Source organism: Sphingopyxis sp. H115 (genome assembly GCF_001468465.1).
GTDB lineage: Bacteria > Pseudomonadota > Alphaproteobacteria > Sphingomonadales > Sphingomonadaceae > Sphingopyxis.
This window is the reverse complement of the sequence record NZ_LNSA01000013.1, coordinates 1-14,244: the sequence shown is the minus strand read 5'-3', so window position 1 is coordinate 14,244 and position 14,244 is coordinate 1. Positions and strand designations below refer to the sequence as shown.

Here is a 14,244-nt window from a genome sequence, read left to right as displayed (position 1 = left end):
CTCAGGCCACCCTTGCCTGCTCATGCTGGAACATCGGCCGCGAAGCATCGCCCAGCAGAAGCCAGGCGGCATCGATGCGGAACTGTTCGCAGATGGCAGCGATCAGGCTGGAGGGCGGATCCCTGTGCCCACCTTCATAGTTCTTGATGGTCTTGTCCGCGATCCCGAGCTGCAATGCCATCACGTGCTGGGAGATACCCAGAGCCGCTCGGACGGTCTTTATCCGCCGCCCGATCGTACCGGCACAATGCGGGCACATTGACGGGGACACATGGCCAGTTTGCGCGGCCGCGCTCATCGCCCAAGCTCCTGATCATCGTCGATGGAAGGGTCCTGACGGCTCTGCTTTTCGTTGCCGATGCCGCGCATGTTCTCTTTGGAAAGCTCGCTCTCCTGCGCGTCTGCCCTGCTGTTCTGCGCTCGCCCCTTCGGCCCTTCGATCTTCGCTTGCGCGCCGCGCTCTTCGCTGTCGCGCATGGCAAGGTTTTGCCGGTCGCGCTGGTCCTTCTTGCCAGGGCGGTTATAGCCATACAGCTCCCCTTGCGCTGGCTTTCGCTCGAAGTCTGCCCGCTCCTCTTCATCCTCAATCTTGCGTGTTACCTCCTCCTCGGTCAGCTCGCGCTCAGGGTTCAATGGCCCCTCGATCGCCTCCCTCAGCTGCTGCGCCGCCCGCTCAGCCTCACTCAGCGCGACCTCTTCGCGATCCTTCCGCTCCTTAGGCGCGATGTCAGGTTGTGCGCCTTCCCTATCCCCACCCCCCAATTCCGCGATATCCCCGGACGGTGGGATGTATTCGGCGGCGCGCATGTCGGTGACACGCTCGAAACCCTTGGCGCGGGGTTCGTAATCCTTCCACGTCAGCCTGATCCTGGCAGCGGGGAAACCGTCGGGGAATTTCACGAACCCGTGCATGCTGGGCAGGTCGCTGATGTCGACCGGCATGACGAGTTCTTCGACGTTGGTACGAGGCGTGATCGTCGAGGCGTCGCGGTTGTCATTATAGCCGTAGGAATAGGCTTCATCCATGATCCGGACCTGACGGTTGCCAATGAACTCGGAGCATCGCCGCGACGTCTCGGGATCGGCCGTCTTGAGGATCAGTTTGGTGCCCGCCAGCGAGGCCAGATTGGTAGCTCCGTTCTCGCCATAGGTTTCTTCAAGCTTGTCGAAGGAATGCATGCCAAGCACGAAGGCTCCGCCAAACGCGCGGGCGGTCTGAAGACCATGATCGATCGCCGGGAGACGATGCAGCGCATGGACTTCGTCGATGAGAAACCAGGTGCGCAGATCTCGGGTCCGTCCCATGTGGAACAGCGCATTGACGGCCAGGTCCATCCACAGCGTCAAAAGCGGGCGATTGAGGACCAGGTCCGGGTGCGTGGAAGTGATGAAAAGGATCGACCCTTCCTTGACCTCGGTGGTCATCCAGTTCTTGATTGAGAAGCCGGTTTCGCCCGGAGGAGGTTCGGGCAGGAAGCGGAAAACATTCGCATTGGCGATGAAGGTGGTCCGGATCGACTCTGCCATTTTGGCAGCGGCGGGTGACATCATCGGACCTGCGATCGTGCCTTCAAGTTGAGCATGGATCGTCTTCAGATCCGACTGCATCAGGAAGTAGGAAAGCGCGCCATTTGAGCGCACGCCCATCTTGATCATTTTGACGCACATCTCGACGAACAGGGTGCGTGCCGACTTCTGCCAGAAGTCATCTTCCGCGCTATGGCCGCTGGGAACCAGCGCTGTCGCAGCGCTCATGAATTCGGCGTAATTGTCGCAGTCGTTGAAGATCGACCATGGCACGCAGCGGCGATCCATCGGGTTGAGGATGATGTCCGTTTCGGCATCATAGAAGCTTTCGACGAAGGTGCCGGTCAGATCGAAAATGACGCAGCGATGCCCGCGTTCACGCGCCTGCGTGACGATCTTCTTCAGCTCGGTCGTCTTGCCAGCACCGGTAGTACCGATGAACATCGCATGGCTTTGCTCAAGACGCCAAGGAACCGGCACACCTGCCAGGCGGTAAGGCGCATGCAGACCCGCCCGAACACGGTCCTTCAAGGGCTCTGCGAGGATCTTGTCGGGGTCCACTGGTGGCGTGCGCTTGCGGCACTCGCTGATATGCGCTTTCCAGTTATGGCTGGTGATGGCTTGGGCCAGTTCGCTGTGTGTCACAAGCACGGCCCCCCGCTCATGGCGCTCGGTCAGAATGTCGGTGCCGCGCCGTTTCGAAAAGTCGACGAACCAGACGGTCAATGGGACGCAGATAAAGGCTGCACCAAGACCCGCAGAAATGCTGACCTGCACAGCCTTGGCCCACGCCCTTTCCACTGCAGGATGATAGGGCACCATGGACATGGTGCCTTGCACCATCTGACCCGATGGAAGCGTCAGGTTTACAGGCTTGTTCGGATTGAGCTGAACCCAGCCCCAAGCCTCGGCGTAGAGCTTCATAAGCACGAGCTGCACCTCGTGGTTCTTGAAGGTCAAACTGACGAGGGCACACAGCAGAAGAATGGCGGTTCCGACCCAGACGTAGAGGGGCATTCTGATGCCCGCCCAGGTCATCAGGATTTCATGGTGGAACAGCTGCGATCCGCGCGTGAAATTGCCTGCGTTCCGCTTCACTTTTCCGCGCGCGGAAGCGTGGGTGAGAGTGGCAGCTTTTTTGCTGAACCTGATGTCTTCAGCCATGATGCTCTCGCACGTTGGAGAGCGCCTGAGCGATCAGGTGTTCGGCATCAGCCGGATATTGCTCCTGGACGATGAGCGAGAGCGCAAGCTGGGTATGCTCGAGGATTGTAACAGCCCGCTCGGCATTGAGCGATAGTCCCGCCTTCAGGAGCGGAATACCGACTTCAAGGGCAATGCGGATGGCTTCTGACCGCGATACACCGCGGCTTGCCGCAAGTTGATCGACGACGTCGATCATCCTTGGGCTGAGCGTTACACCGACGCTCTGAAACTGTTTCTTTTCCACTACCACACCTTTTCAGGCGTGGTTCGTCTATCGCAGGACCGAGTATATAACGCTGCAGCCCCCTTGCCAAGAGCTTAGAAGATGCAGCCCGGTGCAGCGCTAAGCCCCTGTATTTTTATATTTATGATGGAGCACTGGACGGTATGCAGCGGACTGCACCGTGCGAATTTCGAGCAAAATCTTACCTAACTGATTGTGAAATATGCAGAACTTCGCTGCATCAGCCTACCGCGCAGCGGTGTACGGTGTGCATAAAATTAGGGACTTAGGCCCTGTGCTAGGTTCAGTGCCATAGGGGGATCACTGGCCCAGCTGGTCTTCCGGGGGGAATGTGCCGGCGAGCCGGACTCGCGAACTGACCACAGACGTTTGGCCTGCCTCTGTGGACCGCTGTGTCACGTCATTGGCACCACGTTCGATCAAGGTGGGCGTCCAATTTGGGCATGCTTCGAGATGAAGTATCGCGAGAGCAGCAAGCAAAAAAATGCCTCGAACAGACCCTGCGATTGGTGCATCTTCGCATGGTCTTTCAAGGCTTGGAGGAATGCGCAATGGTGTCGAAACTTGAACGCGAACGATCTGCCCTGGCAGCAGCGGAAAAGGAGCTGGAGGAGCGCCGGCAGAAGCTTGCAGAGCTTGAGCGTGAGGAAGCAGAACGAGAGCTGAATCGGCTCATCAAAAAGGTCGGTCAGGATACGGCGATTGCCCTTCTGGAGCTAGCCGTCAAAGTGAAGCCAAAGGTAGCGATTTCTGCTCTCGAAAAGCTCGGCGGGTGAGGCCTGATTTTTGCCGAGTTGGGCGGCGGTGACCACCGCCCTGTCTCGTCAGAATTCATCGGCCATTTTGCCTGTAGCGGTGTAGACGATCTGATCGATCAGGTGCATCGGCAGCTCGCCATAGTCTCCCTCCTCAATGAGGATGTACCCGTCCCGGGTCTCGACGACATGGACGTCGAAGAATGTGTGGTAGGAGCGCCGCTCAGCTTCGAGCGTTTTTTCATCAAGGGCGATGATGTTGGGATTGATCTGGCGAAGCACTGAAATGTCGTCTTCGTAGCTTTCTGTTGTGTAGCACATGACCTTGCCTCCTGGCGCTCGGCGGCTCGTCCGCCATGCCATGAAACAGCGCCCCGTCAGTGTGCTGGTCACCGGAGCGAAGCGGAGGCTTGACCGCTAATTTTTCGATGGTGCGGAAGCCGGCGCAGCACGGCTTCTCGGTCGGGAAATTAGTGGTTGACCAGTATGCTGGCGGGGTGCTCATGGCGATGGTGGTGGACGTGCCTGCGGCGGGAGGCATGCGTTACCAGCGACTTCGCGAAAGCTATGTGCCGGAATGTGGTTGTTCGGCAGTGCCGTGACCCAGGGGGCATGAAAAAAGGGCACCGCGGCAACGTGCCGGGCACCCTTTTCCACCTCGATCCTGCAGGAGGCAATTTGCAGATCGAGCGTTAAACATGGCGACGAGTTCAGTCGGTTCGTGGCTGCTCGTGAACTGCTGTCCGGATAGTCATGAGGTCCATTCGAGCAGCGGATGTTGCTCTCCACAATCGGTGGCGGCGATGAACGCGAGGCTTTCGAAGAGCGGAGTGATTCCTGCCTTGGCGAAAGCCGCATAAGTCCGGTGATCCTCGAGCGCTGTCCCAAGCTTTTGCAGGGACAGTTGGCCAGATTCTTGGCGGTGGTAGCCAAGCGAGGTGAGCACCTTTGCAGCAAGGTCGCTGCTCATTGTGATGTCGCCTACCAGTGCAATGTGCTCACTCACCCGCATCGTGATCGGTGCGTCGTATTGGTGGTGCTCGATCCGCAGCATTCGTCCAAGAAACTGTGCTTCCTCGACGATCGCGATCATTTCCGGGCGATGGTCGAAACAGGATGCGAACTCGGCGATCGCAAGCGCGTTGGCATTGATCTCGAAGTTCAGGGGCGCGGCCAGGAATTCGCCTGGGTCTGCATCGATCGTGCTGTTGGCGGTGTGCAGTCTGCGCATCAGTGCTGCGAGCTCTGGCGGGCATATCTGAGCCGGTTTCGAATTGAGCCTTGTCTCGATATCCTTGACGCGGAATGTGACGAGCATCTTTGCCTCCTGTCGCTGCTCGTCTCCTCCATCCCCCTCTTCTTTCTCACTACCTGAGCTGGTGGCAGAATGCCGCCAGGTGGTTCTGGTTCACCCCAAGGATGGCTGGTCGACCCATTGTCCGGGTGTGGCAGTTAGTGCGGCAGCGATGCCCGCAAGATGCAAAGCATCGAGCATGGGCAAGGCGCGCCGAGCCAAGGCACAAGCGCGCCTGATAAACTCAGGGGATCGCGATGCTCGCGTCAGCGGGCGAAGGGGGTTCGATGCCCCCAGAGCCCGCCCCTTGCGCAAAAGAAGAGCGGAAGGCCCCGGGATAAGCCGGAGCCTTCCGAAGAGCGCTCACGCAAAGTTGCGCGACCGAACCTGCGCCTGATCACTGATCCGGCGGATGTGCAGCGGCACGCCTGCCTGACGGAGGCGCTGTGCAAGGTTGGACTGGATGCCCGACCCTTCACCGATGATCGCTTCAACAGGGTTCAGCTTAACGATGCTCTCGTTGCGCAGGAACGGAGCCCGGTTGCCGTGGCGCTGATCGGGGACGAACAGGATCGTGTTGACCCCGTTCTGCTGCGCCCATGCACCGGCCATGGCGTCGACGCCCTTGCGCATGCCGGTCGTGCCCAGGACCATGTTCGGGATCCGCGACTTGATGTCGTCGAGGATAGCCCAGATCATCGCAAAATCGTGCCAATCCTTCTGGCCACCTGACACGATCACCAGCGGGCCATCGGGCTGGAATTGTGCCCTGCGATCCTTGGCGCGTGCGGCGAGGAAATCGCGTGCCTGCACCTGGCTTGCGGTAACCCCGTTCTTGCTGACTTGCGATCCCCGTGCGGCCGTGAAGGGGCGACCGGTTTCGACCCGGTAGACGTCCGCTGCATGATCGCGCATCGCCTCGAGCGCTTCGCGGCATCCTTGCAGTGTCTGGCAGAGCTGTTGTGTTTCCTCGAGCTCGACAGCGTAAATCTCCGAAGGGTCGAAGTGGCGGGCCATTTCGCCCAGCTTCTTTGCAGCATCGTCCTCGCGACCTTCAGCCAGGCGTGCGGTCATGTGGAAGGAGTTGACCATGCCCCAGGCGAGTTGCTGCGCAAATTCCTCCATGCGCGTGTCCTTGAGGACATCGAAGATCGTTCCGATTGCCATCTCCACGGCGCGGCGCGCCATGTCGGGATCCGGCATCTCTGCGGCGATTGGAGCCTCGATGATGTTGAGCTTTGCCAGATCGCTGTGTTCAAGAAACGCTCCGTCATAGGATTCCGTGATCCCTTCACGAGCATCGGCGAGATTGATCCGTGCCTGAGCCAGATCTGCGAACGAATTGAAAAAAGTCATAAAAGCCTCCGATTTTTGAAATCGTCCCCACATTGGGAACAGCCAAAAACCCATCGGGCCGGACGAACCGTGTCAGGGACGGCGAGCTCGTCTCGCCGCCGCCATGGCGGGCGTGGGGGAACCGATTTTCTGCCAAGCGTGGCGCGAGCGCAGCGAGACAGCCGCGATTGCTGAAAATTGGGGGGACCGCGATCCTTGACCAAGGGGCGGCCGCCGATAGGTTTCGGCAGGTGTTCCTGTGTGTGTGGAAGAGACGTTCCCGCCCTCGAGCAGGTGAGACGAAGGCAGGGCCGGTCAGGCGCTTCAGCGCCACACCGGGCCGCCCCTTCGGCCCTGCGAAGGGGTTACAGCGGGAACTCCCCCCATCTTGAGAGACCGTTTGGCGGGGCTGGTCGCAAGACGACGGACTGTCAGGGATGATGCCGCAAAGCGGGCATCACCGCCACGCGGGCGGTGAAGGCAAGCGCAGCGACAGCCTGAGCCGATCCTTGACCGGACGGAGGATACCGAATGACCCGCCTGCTCGCAGCAGCACGCATTACGGTCGGAAAGCTCCGAGCGCGAACGCCTTCCTGGCAAGGAAAGGCGCGTTCGCGGGTAAGGGGCGCTGCCCTGCCCGCATGGGCGGCACTTAGCGAACGAGCCCATTGTCGGAGCCCGCATTGACGCTATGTTCGGGCCATGGCCGTCTGGCAGTTCGTCATCAACCTCATCCCTGCCTCTGCGGCGCGTATCGCAGGGGTCCACGCAGCACGGATGAGCCGCGGGCAGCTCGAGGAAGTTGTTCTGGCACTGCCCATCGCAAAGGCGGATGCGCTGTTCGCAAAACTCGACATGCTGCTGCCCGAGAAGCCGCGATCGTACACCGGTCTCCGGGTGTGGGGTGACGAACCTGCGGACGACATTCAGGTGAGCTTCGATGACGAATTCATCGAAGAAATCCAGGTCCGCTTCGACGCGGCAGATCTCTCTTTGCCTTTGGTCGGCGGGGTCTGCGACGTCGCGCGGCAACTCGACTGCGTCTTTGCAACGCCGGAGGGTGCGATCATTCAGCCAAGCAGGGAAGCTGTCGTCAGGACGGTTCTGCAATCAGACGCAGCGCATTTCGTGAGAGAGCCACAGGGCTTCATCGAAAAGGCGGTCCGTCTGGATCAGGAGGACCGATAGGGTCCATACCAGTGGCGGGCCACATTAAGTGACGAGCAGGAGCCGTACTTGAAGCAGACCGGCAGCTTCGTGCAGTTTGCCGCGGAAACGACAATAGCCGAGATGGCTGCGGCGGCGGTGTCTATGCACAGTTCGCACAGCAGATTCTGGCAATCTTGATCTCACCTGATGCCTCCTTGGCCAACACCTCGGAAAGAGGGACGGCTTGTTGCGGAAAGACTTGATGAATGCCTCGATGGCACGGCTTGCACACAGCATGTCGATGAGCTTCATCCGTGTATCGCTTATCGCCACGCTCAAAATCATGATGAGTGTCCGCACATCCGTCGCTAAGCGTTATGCTGCAGCGTGCGCAAACGGAATTCTCTTCGCGCGTTTTCTTGCGCCGTTTGCGCTCCGACCCACTGACGTTGGCCATATCTCATCTCCTTTCAAAGGTCTGATAAACGAAGAAGTTTGAAACGTGAAATCGCGCGCGGCAACTCGGCCGCGAGCGGCGGAACCGAGAGCCGGCGGGCCATCAGAAACGCAATGCCCCGGCGCAGCCCGAGCCGCTTGAGAGCGCCGCTCATCAGGCGGCAGCGCGCAAGCGTGGCCAGCGGCCAAATGCGTCAGCGATCGTCACCTGAAGGACCGAGACCTTTCAGGGGCTCGGTGAAGCCTTGGGTGCGCGAAGCCTTCGTGAAGACGGGGCCGCAGCGCACGGGGCGGAATAGAGCGCGATCCCGGCCAGAGGTCGGGAGACGCCACCCACTGTTTATCCTGCGAGGGGGCAACCAAGTTTGAAGCAAGGCCGCTTGCATGACGGTAGCCTCATGCAAGGCGCGCGTACGGAAGATGATACATCAACCACTCCGCTTGCCAGAGCACCATTTCCTAGCCAGAGGTCCGTCGCGCCGCTGCAGCTTCCTCATTTGAGGGGCGCCTTTCGCCAGCATCTATGCGCGCTTTGGCAGCTTCCCAGATGGCTGGTATTTCATCGAAAGCCGCTTCGCCTGCTTCCCAGTAGTATTGGAAGAATGCCTGGATCAGCGGCAGCCGGACCGAGTAGAGGTCATCGGTTGCAAAGCCAATGTCGAAGCGGATGATGGGCGCGAACGGGTAGCTTCGGTTGGTGGGTTCGATCTCGGGGTTAGTGGCGAAGGCGAGCGATTTTTCGATCACCTTTTCTCTCAAGATTTCATAGATCGGCTCAATGCCCTGGTCCCATTCGACGTCTTCGATGGCCTTGGTTAGGCGATCGAGCGTTTCGCTCCGCGAGGCCCATGCCTCATCGGGAAGGGTTCGGATGGCGGCTATGATCGCCTTTTGTTGTGCGTCGAGCACGGTTCGGGAGAAGTCGCGCCATTCGTCCCAGATGGCTTCGTCGTCGTGGACGTGGTTCTGAGCTGAACTGAAATACTCGGTCAGCGCTTGTCGGACGATTTCGGATCGATCGTGCCGCTGGTACTGGGCTGCGTTATCCAGATGCTCCTCGAGCTGTTCGTCGAGATTTACCCTAAAGAGTGCCATGATGTCATACTCCTCAGCTGCAATGTGCGGGATTATTGCGCTTTTTTGCTTCGGCGCAAAGTGTCTTGTTATTCGGTTTGCGGGTCTTTCTGATCAGGCCGATTGCGCAACCCCGCAGCACGCTTGACAACTAATGTTCTTATGATGTTCTGCCGTGGCTATGGGCAGCAAGCGTCTCGATACGGTGGCCGATCTGGTTCGCCATGGCCTCAACGCACAGGTTGAATGTCTCGCATGCCGCCGCGTTGTGATCGTTCCGGCGGCCAAACTGCGAGACCGATGCTTTGCCAAATCCATCCCGATGAAGCTGGAGATCGTCGCGCGGCACTTGCGCTGCAGCTGCGGTCACCGGGGAACCAAGCTGGACGCCACCGGTGTCCAGCTGTCGCCCCCCTGAAAGGGCTCGGGCGACGCCTGCGCGCCGCCCCTCCCGGTCAGAGAAACTCGACGTTCTCGGCGATGATCTCGCAGCCATAGCGGTCATTGCCTTCGGCGTCCTGCCAGCGCGAGTAGTGGATGCGGCCCGTCACGGCGAGTTGGTCACCCTTGGCCTTGTGCTGGCGCAGCGGGAGCCCGAGGCCATTGAAGACGGTGACCTTGTGGAATTCTGCATCCTTGACCGGGTAGCCGGTTCCCGGATCCTTCTGGACCTTGCCGTCGCGGATGACCGGACGCTCGGTCACGAGGATCAGTTCGGTGATGCGGGTGTCGCTGCGGTCGCGGGCAACGGGATCCTTGGCGAGACGGCCGACGAGGTTGACGATGTTCATTGCATGAGCCTCCTTGGTGCCGACGGCTCGTCCGCCGGTGCCCTTATCGAGCCTCGGCGAGAGAGCTGGGACACCGCGCGCTGCGGCGCGCGGGAAACCTCAGAAAGCGAGATGGTGCGGGCAGCCCGGCTTGCCGGGCAACACGGCTCGCATTTCTGCAGGTTGGCCCTAAGCTCGACCAGAGAGGCAGGGGCACTGGGCGGCGGACGTGCTGTTGGCACAGGAGCTTATCGCACGCCTGGACATCGACCTCGCCGCGTCTCGGCTCGCAGGAGCTTGCTGTCGACGGTGATGATCGCAGGATCGATCGCCCGTCCTCACCGATTTTAGGGAGCGAATAGACTCTTTGTGGCTGTCGTCCGGAAGACCCGATTTTGGCTACCTGGGGTGCCGATCCCCGAAGTTGCCGCCATACTGGCCTTGATGCGGGGTCAGACATGGCTCCAAGGGGGCTGCCTGTCTCTGCGTTGCGGCAATCAATCGCGATCGACGGCAGCGGCGCCCCAGGCTGCGATGGCATCGATGGTCTTTGCCGTGAACCGCGGTGGGAGTCGTCCGGCAATGTACCCGGGCTGCTTCATCAGGGGTCTGATGTCGAACCCGGGCCAGGTGAACCGGTTGAATTCCGAAACGACAATGGCGCTGCCCGGAGCGAGCCCGGCTGCGCGTGCGATCTCATCGGGGATTGCGACAGCGTTCTTGCGCCCCTCGCCCTTGGTCGTGATCGCCGCGACCAGGTAGCGTGACCCTTCCACACCAACGACGACGACAAAGCGTTCCTTGACGCCTTCGTCGCGGCCCCGTCTCTGCTCTTCCTCGAAGAGATAGACGTATCGGAGGATATGGCCTGCGGCGGGGCGGTCAGTCTTCCCAGCGGTCATTGGCGAGTTCACTGGCCGAAGGCCGTGCATTAGCGAAAGCCTTGCGATCGGCTTCGGTCATGTCGGACGAAGCGACAGCTTCGATATTCATGTGGCCGGCGATCACACCGCGTGCTGCCTGTTCAAGATGGCGGAAATATTCGCTATCTGCGATGACATGTCGCTCGCGCCCATGGCTGGTGAGGACGACCGGCTGTTTGGTTGCGAGATCAAGGAACTCGCCGGTGTTGTTGTGAAACCGGGTCAGGGGAATCCTGGGGTGCTCATTCGCCGTCGCTGGCATGGTGGTATCTCCTCTTGGCACCAAAATAGCAATTATTGCCAAAATAGCAAGATTTCTGTGGCGACGCTTGCCGCGCTAGCCGTCCACCTCTGCCGCCAGCAGCTCAGGCAACAAGGGGACGAGGCCCGCATCAATCGCAAAGCCCAGTGTCCGTGCGAGGCGGCAGGCTCGCGCGATTGACCCGTCTGGAACATCTAGCGCCGTTTCAATGTGCCCAAGGGTTTCACCAGCGCATGGCTCACAGACCGCGTGAAGCTTGCCCGGCTCTGCGGTGATAGCAAACGGCCAGGTCATCGCGACACCGACAACCCTCTCATCGAGGATGAGCAGCGTATCCCCAGCAGCAATAGTCTCGTCGGTCTGCACGGCGTCGTAGGCATTGCCCGTCGAGGCGAAGGCATGGATTCGCCAGGCGCTGAAGGCGAAGCGCTCGCTGTCGGTCAGCATGGCACGGCCCCTTCGGAAAAGGCGCGCTGTGCCGCTTCCGGAAAGGCTGCGGTGAGGTTGCGATGGATCGGCCCGGAGGATTCTGGAAAGAATGCCCCGGTGGTGCTCGGCCGTGTGATCCGCAGCGCGCTTGCGACGGCATCCACGACGAAACTCACAAGCTGATCGCTGGCCGTCAGCTTGCTAAATTCAGGCGGTGCGAACCCGGCCTGATGCCAGAAGGCGATGCCGATCTCGAGGGTCTCGAGATAGCTGGCATGGCTGCCATCGTCCTGTTCGTCGTCGACGCTCGCCTCGACCGTCCGGTAGGTCCCGAAATCATGGGCGTTAGCCTTGATCCGCAGGGTGATCCCGGCGGGCGGAGGCCCGGCGACCGCGATCAGCGCAGCCCTGTAGAGCGTGACTTCTGCGGTATTCACGAGGTCGAAGTTCGGGGTGTGGCCGATCTGCGCGCAGTCTTCGTTCCACGGAGCCCCGCCAAGATCGAGAGTCCAGTTTGTCTGTGCCATTCAAGCCTCCTTTGCTTGAACGGCACCTCCCCCTTCTCTTTCGCAGGCAGAGTTTCCGCTGCAGGTCGGCTCGGCTTGCAAGCACCGGGCAAAGAAAAGGCCCGCCCGCGACGAATGCGCGGACGGGCCTTCCCGATGTGACCGGCGCGGGTCGCGGCACCGGTCACGGGGGGCTTGTCCCGGTCAGGCGTCGACGCTCGCGCGCGTCTTGCCCTTGGGTGCCGGAGCGGTGCTGTCGCCCAGACCGTCGCCGGTGGCAGCACCGCTGTCAACGCTGCGGTCGCTGGCCGGTTCGTCGCCGGTGGCAGTCAGCGGCGGCAGGGCGCCTTCACTCTCGCTGCCGAAGCCGTCGAGCGAGGCCTTGGGCTTCGAGCGGCGCCAGGCGACGTTGTAGCTGCCATCGTTCTGCTGGAACATGGCGACCGGGATCGGCGCCGAGAGGCTGGGATCGTCGATCTGGCCCGAGAGGAAGCACTCGCCGGTCTCGTTCGACGAGTATTCCCAGAGCGCGCCGATCTTGACCCAGCTGCGGCGGTCCGCCGAGAGCGCCATGAGGTCGAACTTGGGTGCCCGCTCGTTGGTGGATTCGAAGGCCCGCAGCGCAACCGTCGCGCTGAAGGTCAGGGTGGTGATGCGGCCGATGTGAACGCCTTCTGCGTTGGCCTTGAGGGTGCCGATGTTCATGTCGAAGTTCTCCTGATGCCGTCCGAACCCCTTGTCCGGAACACCTTCTCCCATCCCCCCTCTCCTCCGGGCCCCTGGCCCGGCCCGTGCGCCAGCCACCGCAGGCGCGCGTCATCCTGTCCAGCCCAGAGGGCTGAGGAGTCTCGATAGTTGGATTGGAGCTGAACCGGCCCTGCTACGAGCCAGGCCCGGTCTGTACCGACCTAAGCTTCGGGCTCGGACCCGTCCTTGATCTGGTTGAGGCGCGCCATGAACGCCTTGGCTTCGAGCTGATTGGGTCCATCGCGCGTGGCGAGGCAGGCCATCCTGTCGATCTCGAGCTGTGCGGCAAGACTTGCCTCGATATGGCAATAGGGCTCGAGCGCGCGGATTGCGTCAACCGCGCGGGGCAGCTCTCCGAAAGCGGTTCCGACCCATACGAGTTCGATTTCCTCCCCGTCTTCGTCAGGAGCGCTCAGAACCTGCGCGAAATAGGTCTGAAGCGGTCGGTCCCATCCGACATAGGCACTGGCAGCAGCAATCCCGTCACGAAGCGGTACTTTGTGCCTGCTCATGCGCTCGTTACCTCCCCACCCTTAACTGGGCCGATGCCCCGCGGCGCACTGACATGTCAGCCCCTGAACTCATCAGTAGTCCGCTGGCCGCATCAGCTTGATGACGCGCTGTGTCATCGCTGGATTGGCCGGATCCTCGGACCCGAATGCCAGTTCGGTGTCGTAATAGATCCTATGCAGGCCGGATCGGCTATGCCGTTGTTCCGTCAAACCCCACGGAGAACGCTACATGGAGAACTCGTCGTCAGATTACTGCCCCAAGACTTCTGTCATTGTCAGCGTTGAGCTCAGCAAGCGCAACTGGCTTGTTGCCTCGCTCTCGCCAGGAGCGGCGAAGCCTTCGCTGCGGACAATTCCTGCCGGGAACAGCGCGGCACTGATCAGTCACCTTCGCAATCTTGAGTGCAAGGCCGCTGATCGTATCGGTGAACCTGCCGCCATTCGCCTGTGCTTCGAGATTGGATATGATGGCTTCTGGCTCGCAAGGCTACTGCGGTCGAACGACATCGATACCTATGTGCTGGATCCCGCCAGCTTCCTCGTGTCGCGGCGAGGCAGGCGCGCAAAAACCGACCGGATCGACGCCGAAGCAATGATCGGGATCCTCAAAGCCTATCTCGCTGGCGACAAAAGCGTGTGCCGTGTCGTGGACGTGCCCTCTCCCGAGGAAGAGGACGCGCGCCGAGTAATGCGGGAGCGCGGCGATCTCGTGCACGAGCGCACCCGAATTATCTCTCGGATCAGGGGGCTACTTGCATTACAGGGCATACGATCTGTCAAAGCCATCAAGGGCGGTGACTGGTCAAAACAGCTCGACGACATGCGCACCGGCGATGGGCGGCCTTTGCCACCAAACCTTCGTCGGCAAATTGAGCGCTGTTTCGAACGGCTCGCGTTGCTCAACGATCAGATCAAGGACATCGAGCGGGACCGCGCTGAAGTTGTGCTCCATGAGGAGTCTACCTTCCCATGCCGAGAGAAAGCGGTTCGCCTTGAGCAGTTGAAGGGCATTGGTCCGAACAGCGCGGCAATGTTGGTTGCAGAGGTTTTTTGCC

The 14,244-nt window shown here is 60.7% G+C and carries 21 protein-coding genes; 5 read left to right on the top strand and 16 right to left on the bottom strand.

The genetic code is table 11. From position 1 onward, the window contains the following. Position 1 precedes the first annotated feature (1 nt). The 3 genes from ATE71_RS21710 to ATE71_RS10720 are packed head-to-tail and all read right to left on the bottom strand — an operon-like array spanning position 2 to position 2,977. Positions 2-298: a helix-turn-helix domain-containing protein gene (locus tag ATE71_RS21710; protein ID WP_082660521.1), complete on the bottom strand. Its 297-nt coding sequence runs from the start codon at positions 296-298 to the stop codon at positions 2-4. Beyond that, entirely contained in the window at positions 295-2,691 is a 2,397-nt protein-coding gene (locus tag ATE71_RS10725) for a type IV secretion system DNA-binding domain-containing protein (protein WP_058803392.1), read from the bottom strand. Before ATE71_RS10725 ends, ATE71_RS21710 begins: the two co-directional genes overlap by 4 nt. Beyond that, positions 2,684-2,977: a ribbon-helix-helix domain-containing protein gene (locus ATE71_RS10720; protein WP_058818294.1), complete on the bottom strand. Its 294-nt coding sequence runs from the start codon at positions 2,975-2,977 to the stop codon at positions 2,684-2,686. Before ATE71_RS10720 ends, ATE71_RS10725 begins: the two co-directional genes overlap by 8 nt. Positions 2,978-3,414: 437 nt before the next feature. Between ATE71_RS10720 and ATE71_RS10715 the strand changes: the two genes are divergently transcribed. Further along, positions 3,415-3,753: a hypothetical protein gene (locus ATE71_RS10715; RefSeq protein ID WP_152998736.1), complete on the top strand. Its 339-nt coding sequence runs from the start codon at positions 3,415-3,417 to the stop codon at positions 3,751-3,753. 48 nt (positions 3,754-3,801) lie between these two features. On the opposite strand, the gene ATE71_RS10710 is transcribed toward ATE71_RS10715, so the two are convergent. Beyond that, a complete protein-coding gene (locus ATE71_RS10710) occupies positions 3,802-4,125 on the bottom strand; it encodes a hypothetical protein (RefSeq protein WP_321164273.1) in 324 nt (107 codons plus the stop codon). A gap of 17 nt (positions 4,126-4,142) precedes the next feature. Between ATE71_RS10710 and ATE71_RS22130 the strand changes: the two genes are divergently transcribed. Continuing rightward, the gene (locus ATE71_RS22130) at positions 4,143-4,334 is read left to right on the top strand and encodes a hypothetical protein (protein WP_146215413.1); all 192 of its coding nucleotides are present in this window, start codon (positions 4,143-4,145) and stop codon (positions 4,332-4,334) included. A 149-nt stretch (positions 4,335-4,483) separates the two neighbouring features. On the opposite strand, the gene ATE71_RS10705 is transcribed toward ATE71_RS22130, so the two are convergent. Both ATE71_RS10705 and ATE71_RS10700 read right to left on the bottom strand, forming a co-directional pair. Further along, complete coding sequence (locus tag ATE71_RS10705; RefSeq protein ID WP_058818295.1) at positions 4,484-5,050, bottom strand: hypothetical protein; 567 nt, start codon at positions 5,048-5,050, stop codon at positions 4,484-4,486. A 339-nt stretch (positions 5,051-5,389) separates the two neighbouring features. Then, positions 5,390-6,382: a DUF2493 domain-containing protein gene (locus tag ATE71_RS10700; RefSeq protein WP_058803389.1), complete on the bottom strand. Its 993-nt coding sequence runs from the start codon at positions 6,380-6,382 to the stop codon at positions 5,390-5,392. A gap of 681 nt (positions 6,383-7,063) precedes the next feature. Between ATE71_RS10700 and ATE71_RS10695 the strand changes: the two genes are divergently transcribed. After that, positions 7,064-7,549, top strand: a complete 486-nt coding sequence (locus ATE71_RS10695) for a hypothetical protein (RefSeq protein ID WP_058456879.1) — start codon at positions 7,064-7,066, stop codon at positions 7,547-7,549. A gap of 431 nt (positions 7,550-7,980) precedes the next feature. Here the strand turns inward: ATE71_RS10695 and ATE71_RS22490 are convergent, their stop codons facing one another. Further along, on the bottom strand, positions 7,981-8,121 hold the full coding sequence (locus tag ATE71_RS22490; protein ID WP_156416645.1) for a hypothetical protein: 141 nt from the start codon (positions 8,119-8,121) through the stop codon (positions 7,981-7,983). 304 nt (positions 8,122-8,425) lie between these two features. Next, the gene (locus ATE71_RS10690; protein ID WP_058456878.1) at positions 8,426-9,061 is read right to left on the bottom strand and encodes a hypothetical protein; all 636 of its coding nucleotides are present in this window, start codon (positions 9,059-9,061) and stop codon (positions 8,426-8,428) included. Positions 9,062-9,221: 160 nt separating this feature from the next. Between ATE71_RS10690 and ATE71_RS10685 the strand changes: the two genes are divergently transcribed. Next, positions 9,222-9,458 carry a hypothetical protein gene (locus ATE71_RS10685; RefSeq protein ID WP_058456877.1) on the top strand — a complete coding sequence of 79 codons (237 nt, stop codon included), beginning with the start codon at positions 9,222-9,224 and terminating at the stop codon, positions 9,456-9,458. A 37-nt stretch (positions 9,459-9,495) separates the two neighbouring features. Here the strand turns inward: ATE71_RS10685 and ATE71_RS10680 are convergent, their stop codons facing one another. The 8 genes from ATE71_RS10680 to ATE71_RS23165 all read right to left on the bottom strand — a co-directional run bounded on the left by ATE71_RS10680 (position 9,496) and on the right by ATE71_RS23165 (position 13,399). Continuing rightward, positions 9,496-9,831: a single-stranded DNA-binding protein gene (locus tag ATE71_RS10680; RefSeq protein WP_058456876.1), complete on the bottom strand. Its 336-nt coding sequence runs from the start codon at positions 9,829-9,831 to the stop codon at positions 9,496-9,498. A gap of 476 nt (positions 9,832-10,307) precedes the next feature. Continuing rightward, positions 10,308-10,712, bottom strand: a complete 405-nt coding sequence (locus tag ATE71_RS10675) for a hypothetical protein (protein WP_058456875.1) — start codon at positions 10,710-10,712, stop codon at positions 10,308-10,310. Then, a complete protein-coding gene (locus ATE71_RS10670) occupies positions 10,693-10,995 on the bottom strand; it encodes a hypothetical protein (RefSeq protein ID WP_058456874.1) in 303 nt (100 codons plus the stop codon). The genes ATE71_RS10675 and ATE71_RS10670 overlap by 20 nt, the downstream gene beginning before the upstream one ends. 75 nt (positions 10,996-11,070) lie before the next feature. Beyond that, on the bottom strand, positions 11,071-11,442 hold the full coding sequence (locus ATE71_RS10665; RefSeq protein WP_058456873.1) for a hypothetical protein: 372 nt from the start codon (positions 11,440-11,442) through the stop codon (positions 11,071-11,073). After that, positions 11,436-11,951 carry a hypothetical protein gene (locus tag ATE71_RS10660; protein ID WP_058803388.1) on the bottom strand — a complete coding sequence of 172 codons (516 nt, stop codon included), beginning with the start codon at positions 11,949-11,951 and terminating at the stop codon, positions 11,436-11,438. Before ATE71_RS10660 ends, ATE71_RS10665 begins: the two co-directional genes overlap by 7 nt. A 183-nt stretch (positions 11,952-12,134) precedes the next feature. Continuing rightward, positions 12,135-12,689 carry a DUF736 domain-containing protein gene (locus tag ATE71_RS10655; RefSeq protein WP_052241790.1) on the bottom strand — a complete coding sequence of 185 codons (555 nt, stop codon included), beginning with the start codon at positions 12,687-12,689 and terminating at the stop codon, positions 12,135-12,137. Positions 12,690-12,838: 149 nt separating this feature from the next. Next, positions 12,839-13,189: a hypothetical protein gene (locus ATE71_RS10650; RefSeq protein ID WP_052241788.1), complete on the bottom strand. Its 351-nt coding sequence runs from the start codon at positions 13,187-13,189 to the stop codon at positions 12,839-12,841. A 72-nt stretch (positions 13,190-13,261) separates the two neighbouring features. Beyond that, a complete protein-coding gene (locus ATE71_RS23165; protein ID WP_152998735.1) occupies positions 13,262-13,399 on the bottom strand; it encodes a DUF3768 domain-containing protein in 138 nt (45 codons plus the stop codon). A gap of 19 nt (positions 13,400-13,418) precedes the next feature. Here ATE71_RS23165 and ATE71_RS10645 point away from each other — a divergent pair. Further along, a partial coding sequence (locus tag ATE71_RS10645; protein ID WP_058803386.1) for an IS110 family transposase occupies positions 13,419-14,244 on the top strand: 826 nt, incomplete at its 3' end.